We start from the raw sequence: 23,696 nt of genomic DNA, 5'->3' as shown, positions 1-23,696 counted from the left end.
TGATGGCCAATAATACCACTGGATTCACCAGAATTATCAAAGCGGCAGGATATTCCTGGAAAGGATTTCGCGCCGCATGGACTCACGAAGCGGCGTTTCGCCAGGAAAGTATCGCGGTATTGCTGGGCGTCATCATCGCCTGCTGGCTGGATGTGGATGCGATTACCCGTGTGTTATTGATAGGTTCCGTTTTACTTATCATGATTGTTGAAATCCTCAACAGCGCTATTGAAGCGGTCGTTGACCGCATCGGTTCTGAATACCATGAGCTTTCCGGCCGTGCGAAAGATATGGGATCGGCTGCGGTGCTACTGTCTATTTTCGTTGCCCTGATGACCTGGGGCATCCTGTTATGGTCACATTTTCGATAAAGGTTCCAAATTTTATAAATCTCTTGTTTTTTGCGCCGTTTGTGGTTCCAAAATCACCTTTAACTGTATATACTCACAGCATGACTGTATATACACCCAGGGGGCGGAATGAAAGCGTTAACGGCCAGGCAACAAGAGGTGTTTGATCTCATCCGGGATCACATCAGCCAGACAGGTATGCCACCGACGCGTGCGGAAATCGCGCAGCGTTTGGGGTTCCGTTCCCCAAACGCTGCGGAAGAACACCTTAAAGCGCTGGCGCGCAAAGGGGTGCTTGAAATCGTTTCCGGCGCATCGCGAGGTATCCGTCTGTTACAGGAAGAAGAGGACGGATTACCGCTTGTCGGGCGTGTCGCGGCGGGTGAACCGCTTCTGGCGCAGCAGCATATTGAAGGCCATTACCAGGTCGATCCTTCACTGTTCAAACCCAGCGCCGATTTCCTGCTGCGAGTGAGCGGTATGTCGATGAAAGACATCGGTATTATGGATGGGGATTTGCTGGCGGTACATAAAACGCAGGACGTCCGTAATGGCCAGGTGGTTGTCGCTCGCATTGACGATGAAGTGACAGTAAAACGCCTGAAAAAGCAGGGCAATAAAGTGGAGCTGCTGCCGGAAAACAGCGAGTTTACACCGATAGTGGTGGATCTGCGCGAACAAAGCTTTACGATTGAAGGGCTGGCGGTAGGCGTCATTCGCAACGGGGAATGGTTGTAATCTCTTTTTAATCTCCTTGTAAGCCGTCATCCGGCAATCGTGCAGCCTGATGGCGCTGCGCTTATCAGGCCTACGGGAATGCAGTTCCTGAGATGATTAATTTGTAGGCCGGATAAGGCGTTACGTCGCCATCCGGCAATGCGCTCGTTTCGTTTAACTCCTTGTCAGGCTTTTCTCCATGCCGCTTTTTACCTCCTCTGATAAAGCTCTCTGGCGTCTCGCGCTGCCGATGATTTTTTCTAACATCACCGTCCCCTTACTGGGGCTGGTCGATACGGCGGTGATTGGTCATCTGGACAGCCCGGTTTTCCTGGGCGGCGTGGCGGTGGGCGCGACTGCCACCAGCTTTCTTTTCATGCTGCTGCTATTTCTACGTATGAGCACCACCGGCCTAACGGCGCAGGCATTTGGCGCCAAAAATCCGCAGGCGTTAGCCCGGGCGCTCATTCAACCGTTATTGCTGGCGCTGGGCGCAGGCGTGATGATTGTGCTATTTCGCACGCCGCTTATCGAGCTGGCTTTACATATTGTCGGCGGGAACGACGCTGTCCTGGTGCAGGCGAGACGCTTCCTTGAAATTCGTTGGCTAAGCGCTCCCGCGTCACTGGCGAATCTGGTGCTGCTCGGTTGGCTGTTAGGCGTTCAGTATGCGCGGGCGCCGGTTATCTTGTTGGTCGTGGGCAATATCCTCAACATCGCGCTCGACCTGTGGCTGGTGATGGGACTTCATATGAACGTGCAGGGCGCCGCCCTGGCGACGGTCATCGCAGAATATGCCACGTTACTGATCGGCCTCATGATGGTACGTAAAGTTCTCCATCTCCGCGGTGTGTCGCTGGATATGCTAAAACAGGCCTGGCGCGGCAACGTGCGCCGCCTTTTGGCGCTCAATCGCGATATTATGCTGCGCTCATTGCTCCTTCAGCTTTGTTTTGGCGCAATCACGGTGTCAGGCGCGCGGCTGGGCAGCGATATTATCGCGGTAAATGCAGTCCTGATGACCTTACTCACCTTTACGGCCTATGCGCTGGACGGTTTTGCTTATGCGGTGGAGGCGCACTCCGGTCAGGCTTACGGCGCGCGTGACGGTAGCAAGCTACTGGACGTCTGGCGAGCGGCGTGTCGTCAGTCAGGAATTGTGGCCTTGTTGTTTTCCACAGTCTATGCCCTGGCAGGCGAACATATTGTCGCGTTACTGACCTCATTGCCGCAAATACAGCTACTGGCGGATCGGTATCTTATCTGGCAGGTGGTATTACCGCTGGTGGGCGTATGGTGCTATCTGCTCGACGGTATGTTTATTGGCGCGACGCGCGCCGCCGAAATGCGCAATAGCATGGCAGTCGCCGCGGGAGGATTTGCGCTGACGCTCTTCGCCCTGCCGGTATTAGGAAATCATGGTTTATGGCTGGCATTAACCGTGTTCCTGGCGCTTCGCGGTCTGTCGTTGAGCCTTATCTGGCGTCGTCACTGGCGCGAGGGTACATGGTTTGCCAGATCGTGACGGTTAAAAATTCTGAATATAAAACCGAAGGCCGAATTCCTGCCTACAATTATTATCACGTCCAGCAGAAATTGCAGTGCATTTGGGCGAATAACACCTGCTATTCCTAACCGAATGATGAGGACAAGATGATGAATAAAGACGAAGCCGGCGGTAACTGGAAACAGTTTAAAGGTAAAATGAAAGAACAATGGGGCAAACTGACCGATGACGATATGACCGTTATCGAAGGTAAACGCGACCAACTGGTAGGTAAAATCCAGGAGCGTTACGGTTACCAGAAAGATCAGGCGGAAAAAGAGGTTGTTGACTGGGAAACCCGTAACAACTATCGCTGGTAATATGTTTTCTCCTACCAGGAGTACATGGATGTGCTTCCCACTGTTTGCTTATGAATGCGGGCGTGCCCCTCTCTACTGCCGCCCGTTTTTCCGTTCAGGCTAACGCGGTTTTTTCTTCACCAGCACCGAGTGATCGTGACCACAGTCGTCCGGATGGCGACACGCTTCTACTTCTACGCACGCAGGGCACAGACCGTGCGCCTCAATAACGTTATGTCGTAGCGCAAAGCCCATTTTAGCCGCCAGCGTATGCATGATGTCTTCCACGCCCTCGGCACACTCTTCCTTCACCACGCCGCAACGATCGCAGATAAACATGGCCGAGCTGTGCGTTGGCTGGTCGAACAGGTGGCAAACCACATAACTATTGGTGGATTCCACTTTATGGACAAAACCCTGTTCGAGCAAAAAATCCAGCGCGCGGTAAATGGTGGGCGGTTTGGCCTGTGGTTCCGTTTCGCGCAGCAAATCGAGCAAATCGTATGCGCTGATGGCACCCTGTTGCAGGCTCATCAGGCGCAGCACTTCGAGGCGCTGAGGCGTCAGGCGCACGTTGCGCTGCGCGCAGAGTTTTTCAGCTTGCGCCAGTAACTCTTGCGTTGTGGTCTTTTCCATGTAGCACCTCGAATGGCATGAAAGTCTAATCCACTACTTTACCACGAGCTGCTTAAAACTCTGAAATTACCCCGCGACAATATATCGCCTGCTAAGCTTTTCCGCGCCAGTATTCTCATCTATACATAATGAGGGTCGATATTATAACAACAGGATTTAACATCACTATTTCACAGCAATGGTTCGCCTCTGTCCGGTAAAGCGTGGCGGAGGGATTACTTCACCTGATAATAAGATGGGCTAACTGTGAACAAAAACGTCAAACTTTCACTGATTGCTATCGCGGTCTCGCTTTTTATGGCAAAGCAGGCGAGCGCCGCCAATACCTGGACGGAAGCGCGTAATGACGCAATGGGCGGGACGGGCGTCGCGTCCGCGAATTATGGCAGCGGAGTACTATTAAATCCGGCGTTACTGGCAAAAGCCAAACCGGAAGACAATATCACTGTTGTCCTTCCTGCGGTCGGCGTCCAGATTACGGATAAAGACAATCTCCAGGATGAAATTGACGATATCAGCGATAAAGTGGATTACTACGATGAGGTCGTCGATAACCTTACGCTGGGGCAAATTCTGCTCAATCCGCGAGGCGTGCTGAATCAATTTCAGGGCGCCGCGCGCGACCTGGCCGATGAGCTGGAATATCTCAACGGAAAAACCGCCCGCGCCAATGCCGGCGCCGGGTTGGCGGTAAGTATTCCATGGCAAACGCTTTCCGTGGCGTTTATCGCCAAAGGTTATGCGCATGGGCGCGTGAGTTCGTCCATTGATCAGAACGATATTCAGTATCTGCGCGATATCCAGCATGATGAACGTGTCGCGCTTCGTGAAGCAGGACGCGCTGCTTTGCTGGGGTCTGACGAAATTACAAAGCATTTAAACTCTACCGCGTCGGGGCGGGTAGCGATTGTGTCTGACTACGGTATTGCGCTGGCGAAGCAGTTTGTGGTGGGCGAGGTGCCTGTTTCCATTGGCGTTACACCAAAACTGCAAAAAACCTGGCTCTATAACTACACCACCTCAATTTATAACTACGACAGTAGCGACTGGAATAGCAGCCGTTATCGCAATGACAATACGGGTTTTAACATTGATGCGGGGCTTGCTGCCGATATCGGTGAAAACTGGACGCTGGGGCTGAGCGGGCAAAATCTGGTATCTCGCGATATCGATACGAAAGATATTTACATCACTAATGGTATGACGGGAGAAACCACCAACTACAAAGATACATACCAAATCCGCCCCCTGGTTACCGCGGGCATCGCATGGCATAACGATTTGCTGACCGTAAGTGCCGATGGCGATCTGACGGAAACGAAAGGCTTTAAGAGCGAAGACAATTCACAGTACGTGGGTGTCGGCGCTGAAGTTCGACCGTTGTCATGGCTGGCGGTGCGCGCAGGGTATCGTGCGGATGTGAAAAATAACGATAGCAATGTGGTTACCGGCGGTCTTGGCTTTGCGCCCTTTAACCGTGTGCATCTCGATTTAATGGGACTGTACGGCGAAGATGAAACCTGGGGGGCAGGCGCGCAGCTTACAATGACATTCTGAGGTGCTTTCACCGGAGGCGCTACGCCTCCGGTTTAGCGTTATGCTATAGTAACGCCCCTTTTTTAACCGGATGCTTATTTATTCGCCATGCAGCCTGAAACCCAGTCCTCCGCTTTACCTGCTTATCGCTTCTCCATCGCGCCTATGCTCGACTGGACGGACAGACATTGCCGCTATTTCCTGCGTTTGCTGTCTCGCCAGACGCTGCTCTACACCGAAATGGTGACCACGGGTGCGATTATTCACGGTAAGGGTGACTATCTGGCTTACAGCGAAGAAGAGCATCCGGTCGCTCTACAGCTTGGTGGAAGCGATCCGGCTCAGCTTGCGCATTGTGCAAAGCTGGCGGAAGCGCGTGGCTACGATGAAATTAACCTCAACGTAGGGTGCCCCTCCGATCGCGTGCAAAACGGTATGTTTGGCGCCTGTTTGATGGGCAATGCGCAACTGGTCGCCGATTGTGTTAAAGCCATGCGTGATGTCGTCTCGATTCCGGTGACGGTAAAAACCCGCATTGGTATTGACGATCAGGACAGTTATGCGTTTCTGTGTGATTTCATTAATACGGTTTCCGGTCAGGGCGAATGCGAGATGTTTATTATCCATGCGCGCAAAGCCTGGCTTTCTGGCTTAAGCCCGAAAGAAAATCGTGAGATCCCGCCGCTGGATTACCCGCGCGTCTATCAGCTAAAGCGGGATTTTCCGCACCTGACCATGTCCATTAACGGCGGCATCAAATCGCTGGAAGAGGCGAAGGAGCACCTGCGCCATATGGATGGCGTCATGGTTGGCCGCGAAGCTTATCAGAATCCGGGTATACTGGCCGCGGTGGATCGGGAGATCTTTGGCGCCGATACCATCGATGCCGACCCGGTTGCGGTGGTTCGCGCGATGTATCCCTATATTGAGCGTGAATTGAGCCAGGGAGCGTATCTGGGGCATATCACTCGCCATATGCTGGGGTTGTTCCAGGGCATCCCCGGCGCGCGGCAGTGGCGTCGCTATCTGAGCGAAAACGCCCATAAAGCTGGCGCGGATGTTGCTGTACTGGAGCAGGCGCTAAAACTGGTAGCAGACAAGCGTTAAAAGTTCGCCAAAAATTAGTCAATCTCACTACGCTCTGTGCGGTCTTGCAGGGCGTTTTCTTTATATATCAAAAACATAAATATTGGCATGATTTTTGTAATAGCTTACCTGACCAAACCCGGTAAGCGCCGTGCCGCCGGGCAATGCCATCTCTATGGGGAGCGACTATGCTGGAACTACTTTTTGTGCTTGGCTTTTTTCTGATGTTAATGGTGACGGGCGTCTCCTTGCTGGGCATTCTGACCGCGCTGGTTGTAGCGACTGCCGTCATGTTCCTGGGCGGAATGTTCGCCCTGATGATCAAGCTGTTACCGTGGCTACTGCTGGCGGTGGCTGTGGTGTGGGTGATCAAAGCAGTAAAAACGCCAAAAATCCCACAGTATCAGCGCAATAACCGTCGGTTTTACTAAGGTATTGAGCGGTTCGTCACAACCTGGAACTTTGCCCTCACAGGCAAATAGGAATCGATTATTAAATCTGTCATGATTGCGCAGGTAACGAATTCATCGCGCTGTACCCTACATACAGCCGAACAAAAAAAGAAAGGGCTTCCCGGGTGGAAGCCCAATTTCTTTGCAGAGCTATTACGGAATCAGCAGGCTTGAGCCCTGTGTGGCCCGGCTTTCCAGCACCTCATGCGCGCGACGGGCATCTTTTAACGCATAGCGTTGATTTTCAGCCACATCAACTTTAATCACGCCGCTGGCGATCAATGAGAACAATTCATTGCTGGCTTCGGTCAGTTCTTCACGCGTCGTAATATACCCCTGTAGTGAAGGTCGCGTGGCATACAGGGAGCCTTTCTGATTCAGAATACCTAAATTCACGCCAGTGACGGGGCCGGACGCATTGCCGAAACTGACCATCAGTCCCCGACGTTGCAGGCAGTCCAGTGAGGCTTCCCAGGTATCTTTCCCCACGGAGTCATAGACCACGCGGACTTTTTTGCCGCCGGTGATCTCTTTTACCCGTTCGACAATGCTCTCCTCACGGTAATTAATTACCTGCCAGGCGCCGGCGTCCAGCGCCCGCTGCGCTTTTTGCGCGCTACCGACGGTACCGATAAGCTTCGCGCCCAGCGCTTTCGCCCATTGGCAGGCGATCAGACCGACGCCGCCCGCAGCGGCATGAAACAGGAAGGGTTCGTCGGGTTTCACTTCATAGGTTTTGCGCAACAGGTAAAAAACGGTCAACCCCTTGAGAAAAGAGGCTGCCGCCTGTTCGAAGGAAATGGCGTCAGGTAAAATCGCGGCTTTATCTGCGGGGACGTTATGGACAGAACTGTAAGCGCCGAGCGTTGACTGCGCGTAGACGACGCGATCGCCCACGCGAATATGCTCCACGCCGTTGCCGACTTTACTGACCACACCCGCAGCTTCGGTTCCCAGGCCCGCAGGCAACGACGGGGGAGGATAGAGTCCGCTACGGATATAGGTGTCGATGAAGTTGATACCAATGGCTTTGTTCTCAACCTGGATTTCGTGTTCCGCCGGTTCCGTTGGCGTAAACTCCACGGTCTGAAGCACTTCCGGACCACCATGCTTGTGAAATTCAATACGCGTTGCCATGCTTCCTCCAAAAGAAATGTGGTAATCTTTCGACCCAATCACTATCTCGGTAACTCCATTCACTATGGCAGGAAATAAACCCTTCAACAAACCACAGACTGATGCCCGCGACCGCGATCCGCAGGTTGCCGGGATAAAAGTGCCGCCGCACTCGATTGAAGCGGAACAGTCGGTGTTGGGCGGTTTAATGCTGGATAACGAGCGCTGGGACGATGTGGCCGAGCGCGTGGTGGCGGAAGATTTCTATACCCGTCCGCATCGCCATATCTTTACGGAGATGGGGCGCTTGCAGGAAAGCGGCAGTCCTATCGACCTGATTACGCTCGCGGAATCGCTGGAGCGGCAGGGCCAACTGGACAGCGTCGGCGGCTTCGCCTATCTGGCGGAGTTGTCTAAAAATACGCCAAGCGCGGCGAACATCAGTGCTTATGCGGACATTGTGCGCGAACGCGCCGTGGTCCGCGATATGATCGCGGTGGCGCATGAAATTGCGGACGCTGGTTACGATCCACAGGGGCGTAATAGCGACGAACTGCTGGATCTGGCGGAGTCGCGCGTCTTCCAGATCGCGGAAAACCGGGCCAACAAAGACGAAGGTCCGAAAAGCATCGACCAGATTCTCGACGCTACCGTGGCGCGTATTGAGCAGTTGTTCCAGCAACCGCACGATGGCGTTACAGGCGTGGATACCGGCTATCAGGATCTCAATAAAAAGACGGCAGGGTTACAGCGTTCGGATTTGATTATCGTCGCGGCGCGTCCCTCCATGGGTAAAACCACTTTTGCGATGAACCTCTGCGAAAATGCGGCGATGTTGCAGGATAAACCGGTACTGATCTTCAGTCTGGAGATGCCCGGCGAACAGATCATGATGCGTATGCTGGCCTCGCTGTCCCGCGTCGATCAGACACGTATTCGTACCGGTCAACTCGATGATGAAGACTGGGCGCGAATCTCCGGCACGATGGGCATTCTGCTGGAGAAACGCAATATGTATATTGACGACTCCTCAGGTCTTACGCCGACAGAAGTCCGTTCGCGCGCGCGGCGTATTTTCCGCGAACATGGCGGGTTAAGTCTGATTATGATCGACTACCTGCAATTGATGCGCGTGCCGTCGCTTTCTGATAACCGTACTCTGGAAATCGCCGAAATTTCCCGCTCGTTGAAAGCGCTGGCGAAGGAACTCCAGGTGCCGGTCGTGGCGCTATCACAGCTTAACCGCTCTCTGGAACAACGCGCGGATAAACGTCCGGTGAACTCCGACCTGCGTGAATCCGGCTCTATTGAACAGGATGCCGACTTAATTATGTTTATCTACCGTGATGAGGTTTATCACGAGAACAGCGACTTAAAAGGCATTGCTGAAATTATTATTGGTAAGCAACGTAACGGTCCTATCGGTACGGTTCGTCTGACGTTCAATGGTCAGTGGTCGCGCTTCGATAACTATGCGGGACCGCAATACGATGATGAGTAACTCTCCGTCATTCTGTTAACAAGGAATTCAAATGCAAGCGGCAACAGTCGTCATTAACCGCCGCGCTCTGCGACACAACCTGCAACGTCTGCGTGAACTGGCGCCTGCCAGTAAGCTGGTTGCGGTGGTGAAAGCGAACGCTTATGGACACGGTCTTCTGGAGACCGCGCGAACGCTCCCTGATGCTGACGCTTTTGGCGTGGCGCGTCTTGAAGAGGCTCTACGTCTGCGAGCGGGCGGGATCACGCAGCCTATCCTGCTGCTGGAGGGTTTTTTCGACGCCGCCGATTTGCCGACCATTTCCGCGCAATGTCTGCATACCGCCGTACATAATCAGGAGCAGCTTGCCGCCCTGGAGGCGGTGGAGCTGGCGGAGCCGGTAACGGTCTGGATGAAACTGGATACCGGTATGCATCGTCTCGGCGTGCGTCCCGAAGAGGCGGAGGCGTTCTACCAGCGTCTGACGCACTGTAAAAATGTACGCCAGCCGGTGAATATCGTCAGCCATTTTGCCCGTGCAGATGAGCCGGAATGCGGCGCTACCGAACATCAGCTCGACATTTTTAATGCCTTCTGTCAGGGTAAACCCGGGCAGCGCTCTATTGCCGCGTCTGGCGGTATTCTGCTGTGGCCGCAGTCTCACTTTGACTGGGCGCGTCCGGGCATCATTTTGTATGGCGTATCGCCGCTGGAACACAAACCCTGGGGGCCGGATTTTGGTTTTCAGCCGGTGATGTCCTTAACCTCCAGTTTGATCGCGGTGCGTGACCACAAAGCGGGCGAACCGGTGGGTTACGGCGGGACATGGGTGAGTGAGCGCGACACGCGCCTGGGCGTAGTGGCGATGGGTTATGGCGATGGCTACCCACGAGCGGCGCCTTCCGGTACGCCAGTACTGGTCAATGGTCGTGAAGTCCCGATTGTCGGGCGGGTGGCGATGGATATGATTTGCGTGGATTTGGGGCCAAACGCGCAGGATAACGCGGGCGATCCGGTGGTCTTATGGGGTGAAGGTCTGCCGGTTGAACGTATCGCTGAAATGACAAAAGTAAGTGCTTACGAACTTATCACGCGCCTGACCTCAAGGGTGGCGATGAAGTATATTGATTAAATACGCGGCGGGCCGGGTGGCGCTTGCGCTTATCCGGCTTGTATCGCGCATTGGCTGTAGGCCGGATAAGACGTTCACGCCGCTATCCGGTAATATGCGCATCCACCACAACATCCTCTCGATCTTCTCGTCCTTCCGGTTTATTGTGTTATTTCCTGCCCTCTGTAAACCTGGAGAACCATCGCGTGTTTCAAAAAGTTGACGCCTATGCCGGCGATCCGATTCTTTCACTGATGGAGCGTTTTAAAGACGACTCCCGTCACGACAAAGTAAATCTGAGCATTGGCCTGTATTACAACGAAGACGGGATTATCCCACAGCTCAAAACGGTGGCCGAAGCCGAAGCCCGGCTTAACGCGCAGCCGCATGGCGCTTCGCTGTACCTGCCGATGGAAGGACTCAATACTTATCGCCATACTATCGCGCCTTTGCTCTTTGGCGCCGATCACCCGGTTCTTCAGCAACAGCGCGTGGCCACTATCCAGACATTAGGCGGTTCCGGCGCGCTGAAAGTGGGCGCGGATTTCCTGAAGCGTTATTTCCCCGACGCAGGCGTATGGGTGAGCGACCCCACCTGGGAAAACCATATTGCGATATTTGCCGGGGCAGGATTCGAAGTGAGTACTTACCCCTGGTATGACGACGCGACTAACGGCATCCGTTTTAACGATCTGCTGGCCACGCTGAATACGTTACCTGCGCGCAGTATCGTGCTGCTGCACCCCTGTTGTCACAACCCGACCGGGGCGGATTTAACGCCTTCGCAATGGGATGCGGTGATTGAAATAGTGAAAGCGCGCGATCTGATTCCGTTCCTTGATATTGCCTATCAGGGGTTTGGCGCAGGCATGGATGAGGATGCTTACGCTATTCGCGCCATTGCCAGCGCCGGGTTACCTGCGTTAGTCAGTAATTCTTTTTCGAAGATTTTCTCGCTGTACGGCGAGCGCGTCGGCGGCCTGTCCGTGGTGTGTGAAGATGCCGAAATCGCCGCGCGGGTTCTGGGACAGCTAAAAGCGACGGTGCGCCGAATTTACTCCAGTCCGCCGTGTTTCGGCGCTCAGGTGGTCGCTACGGTCCTGGGCGATGAGGCGTTAAAAGCGAGCTGGCTGGCGGAAGTCGACGCGATGCGTAACCGCATTATATCGATGCGCCAGACGCTGGTGAAGGAGCTGAAGGCGGAGATGCCTGACCGCAACTTTGATTACTTGTTAGAGCAGCGCGGTATGTTCAGCTATACCGGGTTAAGCGAGGAGCAGGTCGAGCGGTTGCGCGATGAGTTTGGCGTTTACCTGATTGCCAGTGGCCGCATGTGTGTCGCCGGGCTTAATGATTCAAATGTACACCGCGTGGCGAAGGCATTTGCCGCTGTCATGTAATATTCAGGCCGGACGGCGATAACAGTGCCCTCCGGCCTGACAATAGCTGTTGTGATCATCCTCTTTTTTCGTAACAAAACCGCAGATAATCCTTCCTTTTGACCGTTACTGGCGTTATGGTCAGATAGTTTTTTGAGCAAAGACTCATCTTAATAACTATAATATTCTGAATTTTAAGGGAAAAGCATGAAAAAAATAACCCTGGCGCTGAGTGCCGTCTGTTTGTTGTTTACGCTAAACCATTCCGCGAATGCGTTAGTATCTTCCCCTTCGACGCTCAATCCGGGCACTAACGTTGCAAAACTCGCGGAACAAGCGCCTGTCCATTGGGTCTCTGTCGCCCAGATTGAAAACAGCCTCACCGGACGCCCGCCGATGGCGGTCGGCTTTGATATTGACGACACCGTGTTATTTTCCAGCCCCGGATTCTGGCGCGGAAAGAAAACCTACTCCCCGGACAGCGACGATTATCTGAAAAATCCGGCCTTTTGGGAAAAAATGAACAACGGCTGGGATGAGTTCAGTATTCCAAAAGAAGTGGCCCGACAGCTCATTGATATGCATGTTCGCCGTGGCGACAGTATTTACTTTGTCACTGGTCGTAGTCAGACGAAAACGGAAACCGTGTCGAAAACGCTGGCGGATAACTTCCATATTCCGGCGGCGAATATGAATCCGGTGATTTTCGCCGGCGATAAACCGGAACAAAATACGAAAGTACAGTGGCTGCAGGAGAAGAACATGCGTATCTTCTACGGCGATTCGGATAACGATATTACCGCGGCTCGTGATTGTGGTATCCGCGGTATTCGCATCCTGCGCGCGGCTAACTCCACCTACAAACCGCTGCCGCAGGCAGGAGCGTTTGGCGAGGAAGTCATTGTCAACTCGGAGTACTAAAAATCAGGAGAGCGACAGGCTCTCCTTTTTTGCATGATTTTTGCACAAACTTGCCCCGCTGGCTTTTACCTTTTCCAGACTTGCTGCACACTATTCAGGAGACGTTTGTTTTTAGGAAGGAGCAGCCTATGTGGTATCAGCGCACCATTACACTGAGCGAGAAGCCGCGCGGGTTTCATCTGATAACAGATGAAATTATCGATAAATTGTCTGGCTTACCGCCTGTCGAAACGGGTTTGCTGCATCTGTTGTTGCTACACACCTCGGCCTCGCTGACGCTAAACGAAAACTGCGATCCCACCGTGCGCGCTGATATGGAGCGCCATTTCCTGAAAACCGTTCCCGATAATGCGGCGTATGAACATGATTACGAAGGCGCGGATGACATGCCTTCGCATATTAAGTCGTCAGTATTGGGCGTCTCGTTGCTGCTGCCTGTACGCCAGGGGCGTTTACAGTTAGGAACATGGCAAGGTATCTGGTTGGGAGAGCACCGTATTCACGGCGGTCCACGTAAAATCATCGCGACACTACAAGGGGAATGATAATGACCATTTCGGAATTACTGCAATACTGCATGGCAAAACCTGGCGCAGAGCAGAGCGTCCACAGCGACTGGAAAGCGACGCAAATTAAAGTGGAAGATGTACTTTTCGCGATGGTAAAAGAAGTTGAAGGACGCCCGGCAGCCTCTCTCAAAACCAGCCCGGAACTGGCAGAGTTGTTACGTCAGCAGCACAGCGATGTACGACCGAGTCGGCACCTTAATAAAGCGCACTGGAGCACGGTCTATCTGGACGGATCGCTGCCGGATTCACAACTCTATTATCTGGTCGATGCCTCTTATCAACAGGCGGTAAATGCGCTGCCGGAAGATAAACGCAAGCAGTTGCCGCAGTCCTGATTATAGCGCGCCGACCGACAACGCCAGGGCGATATCAATGAGGCGGATGACCGTAGACCGGATACGGCTGCCGAGGGCGATTTGTGCATTATTGGCGCGTAGCCTGGCGAGGTCCCGCTGTCCTTCCAGCAGAATAATCATATCGTCGTCGTCCAGCCAGCCGCGAGCATGTTCCTGAAGCGCGCGGGCGATAAACGCGGCGGACTCGCGGATAGCGTCGTCGCTGTCTTCTCTTGCCTGCTTATACGCCTGGATAAACTCGGCCATCGTCGAGGAGGCTACAGGGTGTTCGGCCCGGGCGGTGGTCATCAGGTTATGTATTTCGTTAATAGACGCCATTTTCTTCTCCCTGAGTACAGCGTGCGCCCCAATGCAGACACTCACCCTGTATGGCTAATTTCCAGACCTGATTATTTTGCTGTTGGTATCTCTCAGCCTGGATGTAAGTAAGTGGTTGCTTACGTTGTATAACCCGCGCATAAAGACGCAAATAGTGATTTTTCAGCAGCGCCAGATTTTCGAGTCGGTGTTTATCCCCACCTTGACAGGCGACCCGCTCAGCCTGAAAAAATGTCTGGCGGATATCGCGGTCATCCTTGAGCAGTGTCTCTTTTTGCCACGGTATTCGCGCCGCGTCCTGCAGGAAGCGGGTTGAGCGCGCTTGTAATAGCGTCAGTTGTTGAAAAGCCACGGCGCTAAAGCGGTCAGGCAGCGTACAGGCGGATAAAAACAGGCACAGCAGTAGTGTGATTGCGTAGGGCAACTTCATGGTGTTTTCCATAACAGACCGTTTGCGCTATCACATGTCAGAGCTAGGCGGCACGCAAATCACAAATGCTCAACACGGATACAATGAGGCGGGATGAGGAAAAATGATGCCGCTTCCCGGCGAATCGGAAAGCGGCGTGAAGGTTATTTGAGCATAGGTTTAAGGAAGCGGGCGGTATGCGACGCCTCGCACTCCGCCACGGTTTCCGGCGTACCGGAGACGAGAATTTCGCCGCCGCCGCTGCCGCCTTCCGGGCCGAGGTCGACAATCCAGTCCGCCGTTTTAATGACGTCCAGGTTGTGTTCGATCACCACGATGGTGTTGCCCTGATCGCGCAACTGATGCAGAACGTCAAGCAACTGCTGAATATCGGCAAAGTGCAGGCCGGTGGTCGGCTCGTCGAGAATATACAGCGTCTGCCCGGTGCCGCGCTTCGACAGTTCGCGCGCCAGCTTCACGCGCTGGGCCTCGCCGCCGGAAAGCGTCGTCGCCGACTGACCAAGACGGATATAGGTCAGTCCCACGTCCATCAGCGTCTGCAGCTTACGTGCCAGCGCCGGAACCGCATCAAAGAACTCACGCGCTTCTTCAATGGTCATATCCAGCACTTCGTGGATGGTCTTGCCTTTGTACTTAATCTCCAGCGTTTCCCGGTTATAGCGCTTGCCTTTGCACTGGTCGCACGGCACGTAAATATCCGGCAGAAAGTGCATTTCGACTTTAATGACGCCATCGCCCTGGCACGCTTCGCAGCGACCGCCGCGCACGTTGAAGCTGAATCGCCCTGGCGTATAGCCGCGCGCGCGAGACTCCGGCACGCCAGCAAAAAGCTCGCGAACCGGGGTAAAGACGCCCGTATAGGTCGCCGGGTTGGAACGCGGGGTGCGCCCGATCGGGCTCTGGTCGATATCGATCACTTTATCGAAATGTTCCAGCCCCTGAATATCCCGATACGGCGCCGGTTCGGCGATAGTCGCCCCGTTTAACTGACGCTGGGCGATGGGGAACAGCGTGTCGTTAATCAGCGTCGATTTACCGGAACCCGAGACGCCGGTGATACAGGTAAACAGCCCTACCGGTAGCGTAAGGGTCACATCTTTCAGATTGTTGCCGCGCGCGCCGGTGAGTTTGAGCACTTTTTCTGGATTTGCCGGCACGCGTTGTTTCGGCACTTCAATTTTGCGTTTACCGCTCATGTACTGGCCAGTCAGTGATTCCGGTACCGCCATAATGGCTTCCAGCGGGCCTTCCGCCACCACCTCGCCGCCGTGAACGCCCGCGCCGGGGCCAATATCAATCACATGGTCGGCGGCGCGGATGGCGTCTTCATCGTGTTCCACCACAATCACGGTATTGCCAAGATTGCGCAGATGAATCAGCGTACCCAGCAGCCGTTCGTTATCGCGCTGGTGCAGACCGATGGACGGTTCATCCAGCACATACATCACGCCGACTAACCCGGCGCCTATCTGGCTCGCCAGACGAATACGCTGGGCTTCGCCGCCGGAAAGCGTTTCTGCCGAGCGGGAGAGCGTGAGATAGTTCAGGCCGACGTTCACCAGAAACTTGAGGCGATCGCCGATCTCTTTTAGCACTTTTTCGGCGATTTTCGCCCGTTGCCCGGAAAGCTTGAGATTAGTGAAAAAATCCATCGCATGGCCAATGCTCATATCGGAAATAGCAGGCAGCGGCGTATTTTCCACAAATACATGGCGCGCTTCGCGATTCAGTCGCGTTCCTTCACAGCTGGCGCAGGGGCGATTACTGATGAATTTCGCTAGCTCTTCGCGCACCGCGCTGGATTCCGTTTCTTTATAACGGCGCTCCATATTATGCAGCACGCCTTCGAACGGATGGCGGCGCACGGAGGTATCGCCGCGATCGTTCATATATTTAAATTCGATGTTCTCTTTGCCGGAACCGTACAGCACGACTTTGTGTACGTTGGCGCTGAGGCTTGCCCACGGCGCATCCACGTCGAACTTATAGTGTTCCGCCAGCGACTTGAGCATTTGAAAGTAGTAAAAATTGCGACGATCCCAACCACGAATCGCGCCGCCTGCCAGCGACAGGTCGGGATTCTGGATCACGCGGTCCGGATCGAAATATTGCTGAACGCCGAGGCCGTCACAGGTCGGGCAGGCGCCTGCCGGGTTGTTGAACGAGAACAGACGCGGTTCCAGCTCGCGCATACTGTAGCCGCAAATCGGACAGGCAAAATTGGCGGAGAACAGAAGCTCCTCCGCTTTCTCATCATCCATATCGGCAACAACCGCCGTGCCGCCGGATAATTCCAGCGCCGTTTCGAACGACTCCGCCAGGCGTTGGGAAAGATCGTTGCGAACTTTGAAGCGATCGATCACCACCTCAATAGTATGTTTCTTTTGCAGCTCCAGCTTCGGCGGATCGGAGAGATCGCAGACTTCGCCGTCAATACGGGCGCGAATGTAACCCTGGCTTGCCAGATTTTCCAGCGTTTTGGTGTGTTCGCCTTTACGCTCTTTAATAATCGGCGCCAGCAGCATCAGACGTTTGCCTTCCGGCTGTGACAGCACGTTATCGACCATCTGGCTAACGGTTTGCGCCGCCAGCGGCACGTCATGATCCGGACAACGCGGTTCGCCCACGCGGGCAAACAGCAGGCGCAGGTAGTCGTGGATCTCGGTAATAGTACCCACCGTAGAGCGCGGGTTGTGCGATGTCGATTTCTGTTCAATTGAGATCGCGGGCGATAGCCCCTCAATATGGTCGACATCCGGTTTTTCCATGAGCGACAAAAACTGCCGCGCGTAAGCGGAGAGCGATTCAACGTAACGACGCTGCCCTTCGGCATACAGAGTGTCGAAAGCCAGTGAGGATTTGCCTGAACCCGAAAGCCCGGTCACGACAATCAGTTTGTCGCGTGGGATGACGAGGTTAATATTTTTGAGATTATGGGTGCGGGCGCCCCGAACTTCGATCTTATCCATTCACCTTTCCCGGTAGAGACTCGGATGCCTGGTTTGTTTGAAGGACAAACGGCAGAAACGGCTAATTATGACACAATTTAACCTGTTTGAATATACAGTATTGGAATGCATCTTCAGCTAAAGTATGCAACAATATGAGGTTCGCGCGAGTGACCTGGAACCTGCATCGCAGCTATTAAAATGCTACGTGGAAATGGTACACTCACGCGTTTACACTATTTATGAAACGTATTCAGGAGACTCAATTATGGCCAGCAGAGGCGTAAACAAGGTGATTCTCGTTGGTAATCTGGGCCAGGACCCGGAAGTACGCTATATGCCGAGTGGCGGCGCTGTCGCCAACTTAACGCTGGCTACTTCTGAATCCTGGCGCGATAAGCAGACCGGCGAAATGAAAGAGCAGACTGAATGGCACCGGGTGGTGATGTTCGGCAAACTGGCGGAAGTGGCCGGCGAATATCTGCGTAAAGGTTCTCAGGTGTATATCGAAGGTCAATTGCGTACCCGCAAGTGGACCGATCAGAGTGGCCAGGAACGCTATACGACTGAAATTAACGTTCCGCAGATCGGCGGCGTGATGCAGATGCTGGGTGGTCGTCAGGGCGGCGGCGCACCGGCAGGCGGTCAGCAGCAGGGGGGTTGGGGTCAACCGCAACAACCTCAGCAGCCACAGGGCGGCAACCAGTTCAGCGGCGGCGCGCAGTCGCGTCCACAGCAATCCGCGCCAGCGCCGTCTAACGAACCGCCAATGGATTTTGACGACGACATTCCGTTCTGATTTTTGGTAAAAAACTCAAAGCGTTATTTGCATTTTCGCTATAGTTCTCGTCTGCTGAAATGCCTGGTGTAAACCAGGCATTTTCTTACCTGGTATTATTGTCTTTGTCTCCCTTTCAAAAAAGAGAAGCGCATATCTTACGGAAAAATGTCGCTTATCGCCTCTGGCCGACTCGCCTCGGCACATCATTATCCAGCCGAAGTTCATAAATGTACTGCAATAACCCGGATTGTCTTAAATATGAAAGAGAAATCTCATCTGCAAAATATATAATTTATAGCCATTTTTTGACAACAAAAAGATATTATAAAATAACGTTAGAGAATGGTCGGTATTATCAATGGTTAATTAAATGTTTGCTTTAGCTTGTGATGCGCTCAAATATGATATGTGCATCTTGCTTTATTTTTAATTGCTGAAGATAAAGTTGTTACTTATAGCTGGCTTTATATAAAAAATGGTTTTATTTATGTATTTTTTTACGCAATTCTAATTTTTTACTCCCCACTTATTATATTTTTAATGATTTAAGTTATATTGAAGTCCCTATGACCCTATGTTTTAATTGTGAAAATTCATTTTATCCTCTGGAGGCAAATTTATTAAATACGTATGATTATAACGCGTATTAAAAAGAAATATGTCCTTAAAATGATTTAGAGTTTCAATGATTAGCTAACAAATCTATTTATCGGCGAGTGGTTTTAATTTGCTGATGACTATTTTTTATTTATGAGCTGAGAGCTTATGCGATACCTATTATTGGGGAGGATATAGTTAGTGCAATAATTGATGTCTACCTAATTAAAAAATAAAGAGTGTTTTTAATTAAAGCACTCATCTTTGTTGTGGGCGCATAAAAATGGCGTCATTGTTTTTATTTTTCTGATTACGAGATGTAGGAAAACTGAAATCTATAAAGCGTATTGGTAGCAGGAAGCCAAGGGCGGTAGCGTTCACTTTCTGAATAAGTTGAGCATCCTTTATCCTTTCTAATCCACAAAAACATTTTATTCACAATGTAATATCAGGAGACAACATGGAAGACGAAAGTAATCCGTGGCCTAGTTTTGTTGATACATTCTCTACGGTATTGTGCATTTTTATATTTCTTATGTTGGTGTTTGCACTTAATAATATGATTATTATGTATGACAACTCAATTAAAGTTTATAAAGCAAATATAGAGAATAAGACTAAATCTACTGCTCAAAATAGCGGAGCCAATGACAATTCAAATCCTAATGAAATAGTTAATAAGGAAGTGAATACACAAGATGTGTCGGACGGAATTACTACAATGTCAGGTAAGGAGGTTGGAGTATACGATATCGCCGATGGTCAGAAAACTGATATAACATCTACAAAAAATGAGCTTGTTATTACGTATCATGGCAGGCTGAGAAGCTTTTCAGAAGAGGACACTCATAAAATAAAGGCTTGGTTAGAAGACAAAATCAATAGTAATTTATTGATAGAAATGGTTATTCCTCAGGCAGACATCTCTTTCTCTGACTCTTTACGACTGGGATATGAACGGGGAATTATTTTGATGAAAGAGATCAAGAAAATATATCCTGATGTAGTTATTGACATGAGTGTTAACTCCGCAGCATCAAGTACAACGAGTAAAGCTATTATCACGACTATTAATAAAAAGGTGTCAGAGTGAAATATATAAATCATTACCGCTATTTGTTTGTCTGTTTTTTTCTTGCCATACTCCCTTTTTCCGCTTTATCTTTTCCCGGTATAAGAGAGTATGTTTTTGATAACTTTATGGTTTCTGCAGTTTACAATGGAGTCATTATTGCCATTTATATTACAGGCTCTTTGTGTGCATTATTCACTATTTTTAAAAATATTTCAGCAAAAGACATATTAATATCTCAGGACGCCAGTAGAAAAAATAGCATTCTTTCTAACCTCAATCAGGTTTTGTTTGCCGGGGAACCCAAACAGTGTGATTTCAATTTGCTGATGGAATTAGATGACAATGTGTCTACTGCCCGTAACCAACGATTGTCATTTATTATGAGTTGTAGCAATGTGTCGACGCTTGTTGGCCTGTTGGGGACGTTTGCGGGTCTGTCTATTACGATTGGTTCAATCGGGAATTTATTGAGCTCGCCATCAGATGTTGGCGGTGATAATGCAAGTAATACACTTAATATGATCGTGACAATGGTAGCGTCGCTTTCTGAACCATTGAAAGGGATGAATACCGCATTTGTATCTTCTATCTATGGTGTTGTTTGCGCCATACTCCTGACCTCACAAAGTGTTTTTGTTCGCAGCTCCTATTCCCTTGTTTCTACGGAAATCAAAAAATTAAAAATCATAAGCAACAGATCCAATAATAAACAACGAAGCCTGCGGGTTGAATCAGAGACGCTTGTAGAATTTAAAGAGTTGTTTAAAGCGTTTTTTGATAACTACCTGACAGTTGAAAACTTACGGACGCAGGACGAAGAAAAGAAACGAGTGATGCTATCAGATAGCTTTGTCACTTTGCAAAACCGACTATTGGATAACTCAGCAAAACTGGAACAACTTTCTACGCTGATTGATGGTTATCTGGTAAGCAATAACGAAAATACCAAAAAATTAGTTGACGGTGTAATAACAATTACCTCTCGTTTATCTGAAGGTAATACCCTGCTTGCTGATAATAATGCACGACTGGAGGCAATGAGTACAATACAAAATATTATAGACAAAAAGAATGATTCAATAATGGAATCAGTTGATAAATGTTATCAGGAATCTCTTTCACATGGTAAGACCATAAACGATATTGCCGCTGGCAGTGCCGATATTTCTCATACTCTCGATGGGCTGAGAACAGAAATGGATGAGGATATGAACAATGTTCATTTAGCGCTATCCGATCTATCGGCTACTGATAAAAAGATTATTGCCAATACTAAAGAGATTAGTGCTGAAATGGTTAGCTACCGTGATACCTATATGCCATTAATGGAAAAAATAACATCTATGTATCAGGAAATAGTAAAGCAACGTTTGTTAAACAAGGAGGAAAAAAATGAAGATTAAGATGTTTTTTCTGACGACTGCTTTTATTACACAAAGTACATACGCCAGCGAGCTTCCGGTCATTCCTCTAAGAGATTTAGTTAATGCCGCATTAACGCATCAGCCCTCTGTTGCTGTTTCATATTATGAGACTGAAAAGAAAAACAGTGACTTAGATCTTTCACGGGCAGCACTTTATCCTACCCTGGATCTAACATCTGGCCTTAATAATAACAGAAAAGAGTCATCAGGTACCGAGAGAAACGTTGAAAATAAGGTGTCTTTATCATACCGAATAACAGATTTTGGAGTGAGGGGGGCTAATATCAGGAAATCTGAATACGAAAGAGATAATAGTAAAACTGACTATGAAAAAACAAAGAATATAGTGTCTCAGGAGGTTGTGACAACCTATTATAACATCAGTAAATATCGTGAAATGATTGATGGCGTAAATCTGGAGAAAGAGTTTTATAAAAAGATGCTGGAAACTTTTTCGCTGCTGGTATCTTCCGGTGTAGCGATGCAATCTGATATGCGTAAAGTACAAGTATCTATCGATGCATTAAATACCAGAAGCATTATGTATCAGTCGATGTTGGATGATGAAATGTATAAAATGCAGAATATGACTGGTCTGAATTTATCACCAGATCAGATTCAAAGCGATGAAAAATTCAACCTCTTCAAAAAATATATCTTTGTCGAAAGTCCTGAAAAACTTATGGACATGGTGATGAAATACAACGATGACTATAAGATGCTTGTCAATACCCGAAAAGCCGCGACCGAAGATATTAATGCCGCAAAATCATCCTATTTTCCGACTGTAGATCTCGTGTCCAGCTATGTACAGAATAATCCGAGCGGTAGTGCCAAAAAAAGTGATTATGAAGATGAATTTAAAACGGGTATCAATGTCAGTTTCAACATTTTTAATGGGTTCAGAAATTCAGCCCAGGAAAGAAAAATGGTGGCAAGTTACTCGCAGGCTAAGCTGCAAATTGACGATTTTTTGATTAAAACGCGTTATAACATTGATTCACAACTTTCAAGATACGCCGCTGCAAAAGAGACTTACTCAGTGGCGGAACGTTCACATACAAACGCGTTACAGCTTACTGAATTATATGAGCAGGAGTTTCAGTTAGGGCAAAAAAGTTTGCTTGATTTAATTTCAAGCCGTAATGAAGCATTTCAGGCATATGTAAGCATGGTCGACAGCAAATATAGCCTGTATATTTTAAAGTTACAGCAGCTCTCATTGATTTTTCATTTAATGGATTATTTAAAAGGAAATACTGAAAGTGAGTTAAATGGAATGAAATGAATAGAAGACAAAGCGATCATCTCATGATGATAATTATTTCTTTGACGATCTTAATTATTATCCTTACCTACTTTATAGAAATTAATTCAGTGGTTCATGGTCAGGGCGTTATCACCACTAAAGATAATGCTCAGTTAATATCTCTTTCTAAAGGAGGGACGATACAAGATATTTATGTGGCCGAGGGTGATACTGTAAAAAAAGGAGAACTCCTTGCAAAGGTCGTTAACCTTGATCTGCAAAAAGAATATCAAAGGTATAGAACTCAAAAAGGGTATCTGGATAAGGATGTTAACGAAATATCTTTCATTCTTGATAAAGAAAGTGAGAGTGGGTTGATTACCCTGGATGGCACCCGTTCTTTAAGCAATAAAGAGGTAAAAGCGAATATTGAATTAGTGCATAGTCAGATAAGAGCTAAAGAGTTAAAAAAAACCTCTCTTGATTCTGAGATTAGCGGATTACAAGAGAAGCTGAGTTCGAAAGAAAAAGAACTAGCATTGCTTGCCGAAGAAATAAATATTCTTTCCCCACTGGTAAAAAAAGGAATTAGCCCATATACCAATTTTCTTAACAAGAAACAGGCTTATATAAAAGTTAAGTCTGAAATTAATGATATTGAAAGTAGTATCACTTTAAAAAAAGATGATATTGAGCTGGTTGTTAATGATATTGAGGCGCTTAATAATGAATTGCGACTATCTTTATCTAAAATAATATCTAAAAATCTTCAGGAACTTGAGGTTGTTAACTCTACATTAAAAGTAATAGAGAAGCAGATAAATGAGGAGGATATCTATTCACCGGTTGACGGTGTGATTTATAAAATCAATAAAAGTGCCACTACTCATGGTGGTGTGATCCAGGCGGCGGACTTACTTTTTGAAATAAAACCAAAAGTAAGGACTATGCTGGCCGATGTGAAAATATTACCCAAATACCGTGACCAAATATATGTAGATGAAGCCGTTAAGCTGGATGTCCAGTCAATTATCCAACCAAAGATAAAATCGTATAATGCGACTATCGATAATATTAGCCCTGATTCTTATGAGGAAAATACCGGAGGAACAATTCAGCGTTATTATAAAGTAATTATTGCATTCGATGTTAATGAAGATGATTTACGGTGGTTAAAACCAGGTATGACTGTTGACGCCAGTGTAATTACCGGAAAACACAGCATTATGGAATACCTGTTGTCTCCCTTGATGAAAGGCGTGGACAAAGCCTTTTCAGAACCAGTTAATACTAAACGATTAGATACACCTTGAGAGTGAA

At 49.6% G+C, this 23,696-nt stretch carries 24 protein-coding genes; 19 read left to right on the top strand and 5 right to left on the bottom strand.

Annotated elements, in window-relative coordinates; all coding sequences use genetic code 11:
- Positions 1-2 precede the first annotated feature (2 nt).
- From ACLD3P_RS11350 to ACLD3P_RS11330, 5 genes are all read left to right on the top strand, one after another.
- Entirely contained in the window at positions 3-371 is a 369-nt protein-coding gene (locus tag ACLD3P_RS11350) for a diacylglycerol kinase (protein ID WP_000002900.1), read from the top strand.
- Between the two features lie 108 nt (positions 372-479).
- Positions 480-1,088: a transcriptional repressor LexA gene (gene lexA, locus ACLD3P_RS11345; RefSeq protein WP_000646079.1), complete on the top strand. Its 609-nt coding sequence runs from the start codon at positions 480-482 to the stop codon at positions 1,086-1,088.
- A gap of 178 nt (positions 1,089-1,266) precedes the next feature.
- Entirely contained in the window at positions 1,267-2,592 is a 1,326-nt protein-coding gene (gene dinF, locus ACLD3P_RS11340) for an MATE family efflux transporter DinF (RefSeq protein WP_001128113.1), read from the top strand.
- Positions 2,589-2,702, top strand: a complete 114-nt coding sequence (locus ACLD3P_RS11335; RefSeq protein WP_001575282.1) for a hypothetical protein — start codon at positions 2,589-2,591, stop codon at positions 2,700-2,702. Before dinF ends, ACLD3P_RS11335 begins: the two co-directional genes overlap by 4 nt.
- A 21-nt stretch (positions 2,703-2,723) precedes the next feature.
- Positions 2,724-2,933, top strand: coding sequence for a CsbD family protein (locus ACLD3P_RS11330; protein ID WP_001030592.1), 210 nt, complete (start codon positions 2,724-2,726; stop codon positions 2,931-2,933).
- Positions 2,934-3,032: 99 nt separating this feature from the next.
- On the opposite strand, the gene zur is transcribed toward ACLD3P_RS11330, so the two are convergent.
- Entirely contained in the window at positions 3,033-3,548 is a 516-nt protein-coding gene (gene zur / locus ACLD3P_RS11325) for a zinc uptake transcriptional repressor Zur (protein ID WP_131046699.1), read from the bottom strand.
- Positions 3,549-3,794: 246 nt separating this feature from the next.
- On the opposite strand from zur, the gene ACLD3P_RS11320 reads away from it, so the two are divergent.
- The 3 genes from ACLD3P_RS11320 (at position 3,795) to pspG (ending at position 6,601) form a co-directional block, all read left to right on the top strand.
- Entirely contained in the window at positions 3,795-5,105 is a 1,311-nt protein-coding gene (locus ACLD3P_RS11320) for a conjugal transfer protein TraF (protein WP_131046698.1), read from the top strand.
- A gap of 87 nt (positions 5,106-5,192) precedes the next feature.
- On the top strand, positions 5,193-6,191 hold the full coding sequence (gene dusA, locus ACLD3P_RS11315) for a tRNA dihydrouridine(20/20a) synthase DusA (RefSeq protein WP_023201668.1): 999 nt from the start codon (positions 5,193-5,195) through the stop codon (positions 6,189-6,191).
- A gap of 167 nt (positions 6,192-6,358) precedes the next feature.
- A complete protein-coding gene (pspG, locus tag ACLD3P_RS11310; RefSeq protein WP_000891417.1) occupies positions 6,359-6,601 on the top strand; it encodes an envelope stress response protein PspG in 243 nt (80 codons plus the stop codon).
- Between the two features lie 174 nt (positions 6,602-6,775).
- On the opposite strand, the gene ACLD3P_RS11305 is transcribed toward pspG, so the two are convergent.
- Complete coding sequence (locus ACLD3P_RS11305) at positions 6,776-7,759, bottom strand: quinone oxidoreductase (RefSeq protein ID WP_000235555.1); 984 nt, start codon at positions 7,757-7,759, stop codon at positions 6,776-6,778.
- A gap of 64 nt (positions 7,760-7,823) precedes the next feature.
- Between ACLD3P_RS11305 and dnaB the strand changes: the two genes are divergently transcribed.
- From dnaB to ACLD3P_RS11275, 6 genes are all read left to right on the top strand, one after another.
- Positions 7,824-9,239: a replicative DNA helicase gene (gene dnaB / locus ACLD3P_RS11300; RefSeq protein WP_000918353.1), complete on the top strand. Its 1,416-nt coding sequence runs from the start codon at positions 7,824-7,826 to the stop codon at positions 9,237-9,239.
- A gap of 31 nt (positions 9,240-9,270) precedes the next feature.
- On the top strand, positions 9,271-10,350 hold the full coding sequence (alr, locus tag ACLD3P_RS11295; RefSeq protein WP_001147297.1) for an alanine racemase: 1,080 nt from the start codon (positions 9,271-9,273) through the stop codon (positions 10,348-10,350).
- A gap of 185 nt (positions 10,351-10,535) precedes the next feature.
- Positions 10,536-11,729 carry an aromatic amino acid transaminase gene (gene tyrB / locus ACLD3P_RS11290; protein ID WP_000486913.1) on the top strand — a complete coding sequence of 398 codons (1,194 nt, stop codon included), beginning with the start codon at positions 10,536-10,538 and terminating at the stop codon, positions 11,727-11,729.
- A 186-nt stretch (positions 11,730-11,915) separates the two neighbouring features.
- On the top strand, positions 11,916-12,629 hold the full coding sequence (gene aphA / locus ACLD3P_RS11285; RefSeq protein WP_000724435.1) for an acid phosphatase AphA: 714 nt from the start codon (positions 11,916-11,918) through the stop codon (positions 12,627-12,629).
- A gap of 128 nt (positions 12,630-12,757) precedes the next feature.
- Positions 12,758-13,174: a secondary thiamine-phosphate synthase enzyme YjbQ gene (locus ACLD3P_RS11280; protein WP_000270392.1), complete on the top strand. Its 417-nt coding sequence runs from the start codon at positions 12,758-12,760 to the stop codon at positions 13,172-13,174.
- Positions 13,175-13,176: 2 nt separating this feature from the next.
- Positions 13,177-13,533, top strand: coding sequence for an MmcQ/YjbR family DNA-binding protein (locus tag ACLD3P_RS11275; protein WP_000155665.1), 357 nt, complete (start codon positions 13,177-13,179; stop codon positions 13,531-13,533).
- On the opposite strand, the gene ACLD3P_RS11270 is transcribed toward ACLD3P_RS11275, so the two are convergent.
- The 3 genes from ACLD3P_RS11270 to uvrA form a co-directional block, all read right to left on the bottom strand.
- The gene (locus ACLD3P_RS11270) at positions 13,534-13,872 is read right to left on the bottom strand and encodes a hypothetical protein (RefSeq protein ID WP_024797335.1); all 339 of its coding nucleotides are present in this window, start codon (positions 13,870-13,872) and stop codon (positions 13,534-13,536) included.
- On the bottom strand, positions 13,859-14,314 hold the full coding sequence (locus ACLD3P_RS11265) for a hypothetical protein (RefSeq protein ID WP_080232228.1): 456 nt from the start codon (positions 14,312-14,314) through the stop codon (positions 13,859-13,861). The genes ACLD3P_RS11270 and ACLD3P_RS11265 overlap by 14 nt, the downstream gene beginning before the upstream one ends.
- Positions 14,315-14,445: 131 nt before the next feature.
- Positions 14,446-17,271: an excinuclease ABC subunit UvrA gene (gene uvrA / locus ACLD3P_RS11260; RefSeq protein WP_000357722.1), complete on the bottom strand. Its 2,826-nt coding sequence runs from the start codon at positions 17,269-17,271 to the stop codon at positions 14,446-14,448.
- A 247-nt stretch (positions 17,272-17,518) separates the two neighbouring features.
- Here uvrA and ssb1 point away from each other — a divergent pair, with 247 nt between their 5' ends.
- The 5 genes from ssb1 to siiD all read left to right on the top strand — a co-directional run bounded on the left by ssb1 (position 17,519) and on the right by siiD (position 23,689).
- A complete protein-coding gene (ssb1, locus tag ACLD3P_RS11255; protein ID WP_000168322.1) occupies positions 17,519-18,049 on the top strand; it encodes a single-stranded DNA-binding protein SSB1 in 531 nt (176 codons plus the stop codon).
- Between the two features lie 1,039 nt (positions 18,050-19,088).
- Positions 19,089-19,721, top strand: a complete 633-nt coding sequence (gene siiA / locus ACLD3P_RS11250) for an SPI-4 type I secretion system auxiliary protein SiiA (RefSeq protein WP_411006618.1) — start codon at positions 19,089-19,091, stop codon at positions 19,719-19,721.
- Positions 19,718-21,106, top strand: coding sequence for a hypothetical protein (locus tag ACLD3P_RS11245; RefSeq protein WP_411006619.1), 1,389 nt, complete (start codon positions 19,718-19,720; stop codon positions 21,104-21,106). The genes siiA and ACLD3P_RS11245 overlap by 4 nt, the downstream gene beginning before the upstream one ends.
- A complete protein-coding gene (siiC, locus tag ACLD3P_RS11240; protein ID WP_411006620.1) occupies positions 21,096-22,415 on the top strand; it encodes an SPI-4 type I secretion system protein SiiC in 1,320 nt (439 codons plus the stop codon). Before ACLD3P_RS11245 ends, siiC begins: the two co-directional genes overlap by 11 nt.
- Positions 22,412-23,689: an SPI-4 type I secretion system protein SiiD gene (gene siiD / locus ACLD3P_RS11235; RefSeq protein ID WP_023262289.1), complete on the top strand. Its 1,278-nt coding sequence runs from the start codon at positions 22,412-22,414 to the stop codon at positions 23,687-23,689. The genes siiC and siiD overlap by 4 nt, the downstream gene beginning before the upstream one ends.
- The last annotated feature ends 7 nt before the right edge of the window (positions 23,690-23,696 follow it).

This window comes from Salmonella sp. 741265073_HBA (genome assembly GCF_046569105.1).
GTDB classification, from domain to species: domain Bacteria; phylum Pseudomonadota; class Gammaproteobacteria; order Enterobacterales; family Enterobacteriaceae; genus Salmonella; species Salmonella enterica.
The sequence above is the reverse complement of the archived record's forward strand: the minus strand, read 5'-3'. Positions and strand labels throughout refer to the sequence as shown.

What these genes read in the sequence shown, in the direction of transcription:
- ACLD3P_RS11350 (WP_000002900.1), top strand. Translation starts at nt 3, where the DNA reads ATGGCCAATAATACCACTGGATTCACCAGAATTATCAAAGCGGCAGGA.
- lexA (WP_000646079.1), top strand. Translation starts at nt 480, where the DNA reads ATGAAAGCGTTAACGGCCAGGCAACAAGAGGTGTTTGATCTCATCCGG.
- dinF (WP_001128113.1), top strand. Translation starts at nt 1,267, where the DNA reads ATGCCGCTTTTTACCTCCTCTGATAAAGCTCTCTGGCGTCTCGCGCTG.
- ACLD3P_RS11330 (WP_001030592.1), top strand. Translation starts at nt 2,724, where the DNA reads ATGAATAAAGACGAAGCCGGCGGTAACTGGAAACAGTTTAAAGGTAAA.
- zur (WP_131046699.1), bottom strand. Translation starts at nt 3,548, where the DNA reads ATGGAAAAGACCACAACGCAAGAGTTACTGGCGCAAGCTGAAAAACTC.
- dusA (WP_023201668.1), top strand. Translation starts at nt 5,193, where the DNA reads ATGCAGCCTGAAACCCAGTCCTCCGCTTTACCTGCTTATCGCTTCTCC.
- pspG (WP_000891417.1), top strand. Translation starts at nt 6,359, where the DNA reads ATGCTGGAACTACTTTTTGTGCTTGGCTTTTTTCTGATGTTAATGGTG.
- ACLD3P_RS11305 (WP_000235555.1), bottom strand. Translation starts at nt 7,759, where the DNA reads ATGGCAACGCGTATTGAATTTCACAAGCATGGTGGTCCGGAAGTGCTT.
- dnaB (WP_000918353.1), top strand. Translation starts at nt 7,824, where the DNA reads ATGGCAGGAAATAAACCCTTCAACAAACCACAGACTGATGCCCGCGAC.
- alr (WP_001147297.1), top strand. Translation starts at nt 9,271, where the DNA reads ATGCAAGCGGCAACAGTCGTCATTAACCGCCGCGCTCTGCGACACAAC.
- aphA (WP_000724435.1), top strand. Translation starts at nt 11,916, where the DNA reads ATGAAAAAAATAACCCTGGCGCTGAGTGCCGTCTGTTTGTTGTTTACG.
- ACLD3P_RS11280 (WP_000270392.1), top strand. Translation starts at nt 12,758, where the DNA reads ATGTGGTATCAGCGCACCATTACACTGAGCGAGAAGCCGCGCGGGTTT.
- ACLD3P_RS11275 (WP_000155665.1), top strand. Translation starts at nt 13,177, where the DNA reads ATGACCATTTCGGAATTACTGCAATACTGCATGGCAAAACCTGGCGCA.
- ACLD3P_RS11270 (WP_024797335.1), bottom strand. Translation starts at nt 13,872, where the DNA reads ATGGCGTCTATTAACGAAATACATAACCTGATGACCACCGCCCGGGCC.
- ACLD3P_RS11265 (WP_080232228.1), bottom strand. Translation starts at nt 14,314, where the DNA reads ATGGAAAACACCATGAAGTTGCCCTACGCAATCACACTACTGCTGTGC.
- uvrA (WP_000357722.1), bottom strand. Translation starts at nt 17,271, where the DNA reads ATGGATAAGATCGAAGTTCGGGGCGCCCGCACCCATAATCTCAAAAAT.
- ssb1 (WP_000168322.1), top strand. Translation starts at nt 17,519, where the DNA reads ATGGCCAGCAGAGGCGTAAACAAGGTGATTCTCGTTGGTAATCTGGGC.
- siiA (WP_411006618.1), top strand. Translation starts at nt 19,089, where the DNA reads ATGGAAGACGAAAGTAATCCGTGGCCTAGTTTTGTTGATACATTCTCT.
- siiC (WP_411006620.1), top strand. Translation starts at nt 21,096, where the DNA reads ATGAAGATTAAGATGTTTTTTCTGACGACTGCTTTTATTACACAAAGT.
- siiD (WP_023262289.1), top strand. Translation starts at nt 22,412, where the DNA reads ATGAATAGAAGACAAAGCGATCATCTCATGATGATAATTATTTCTTTG.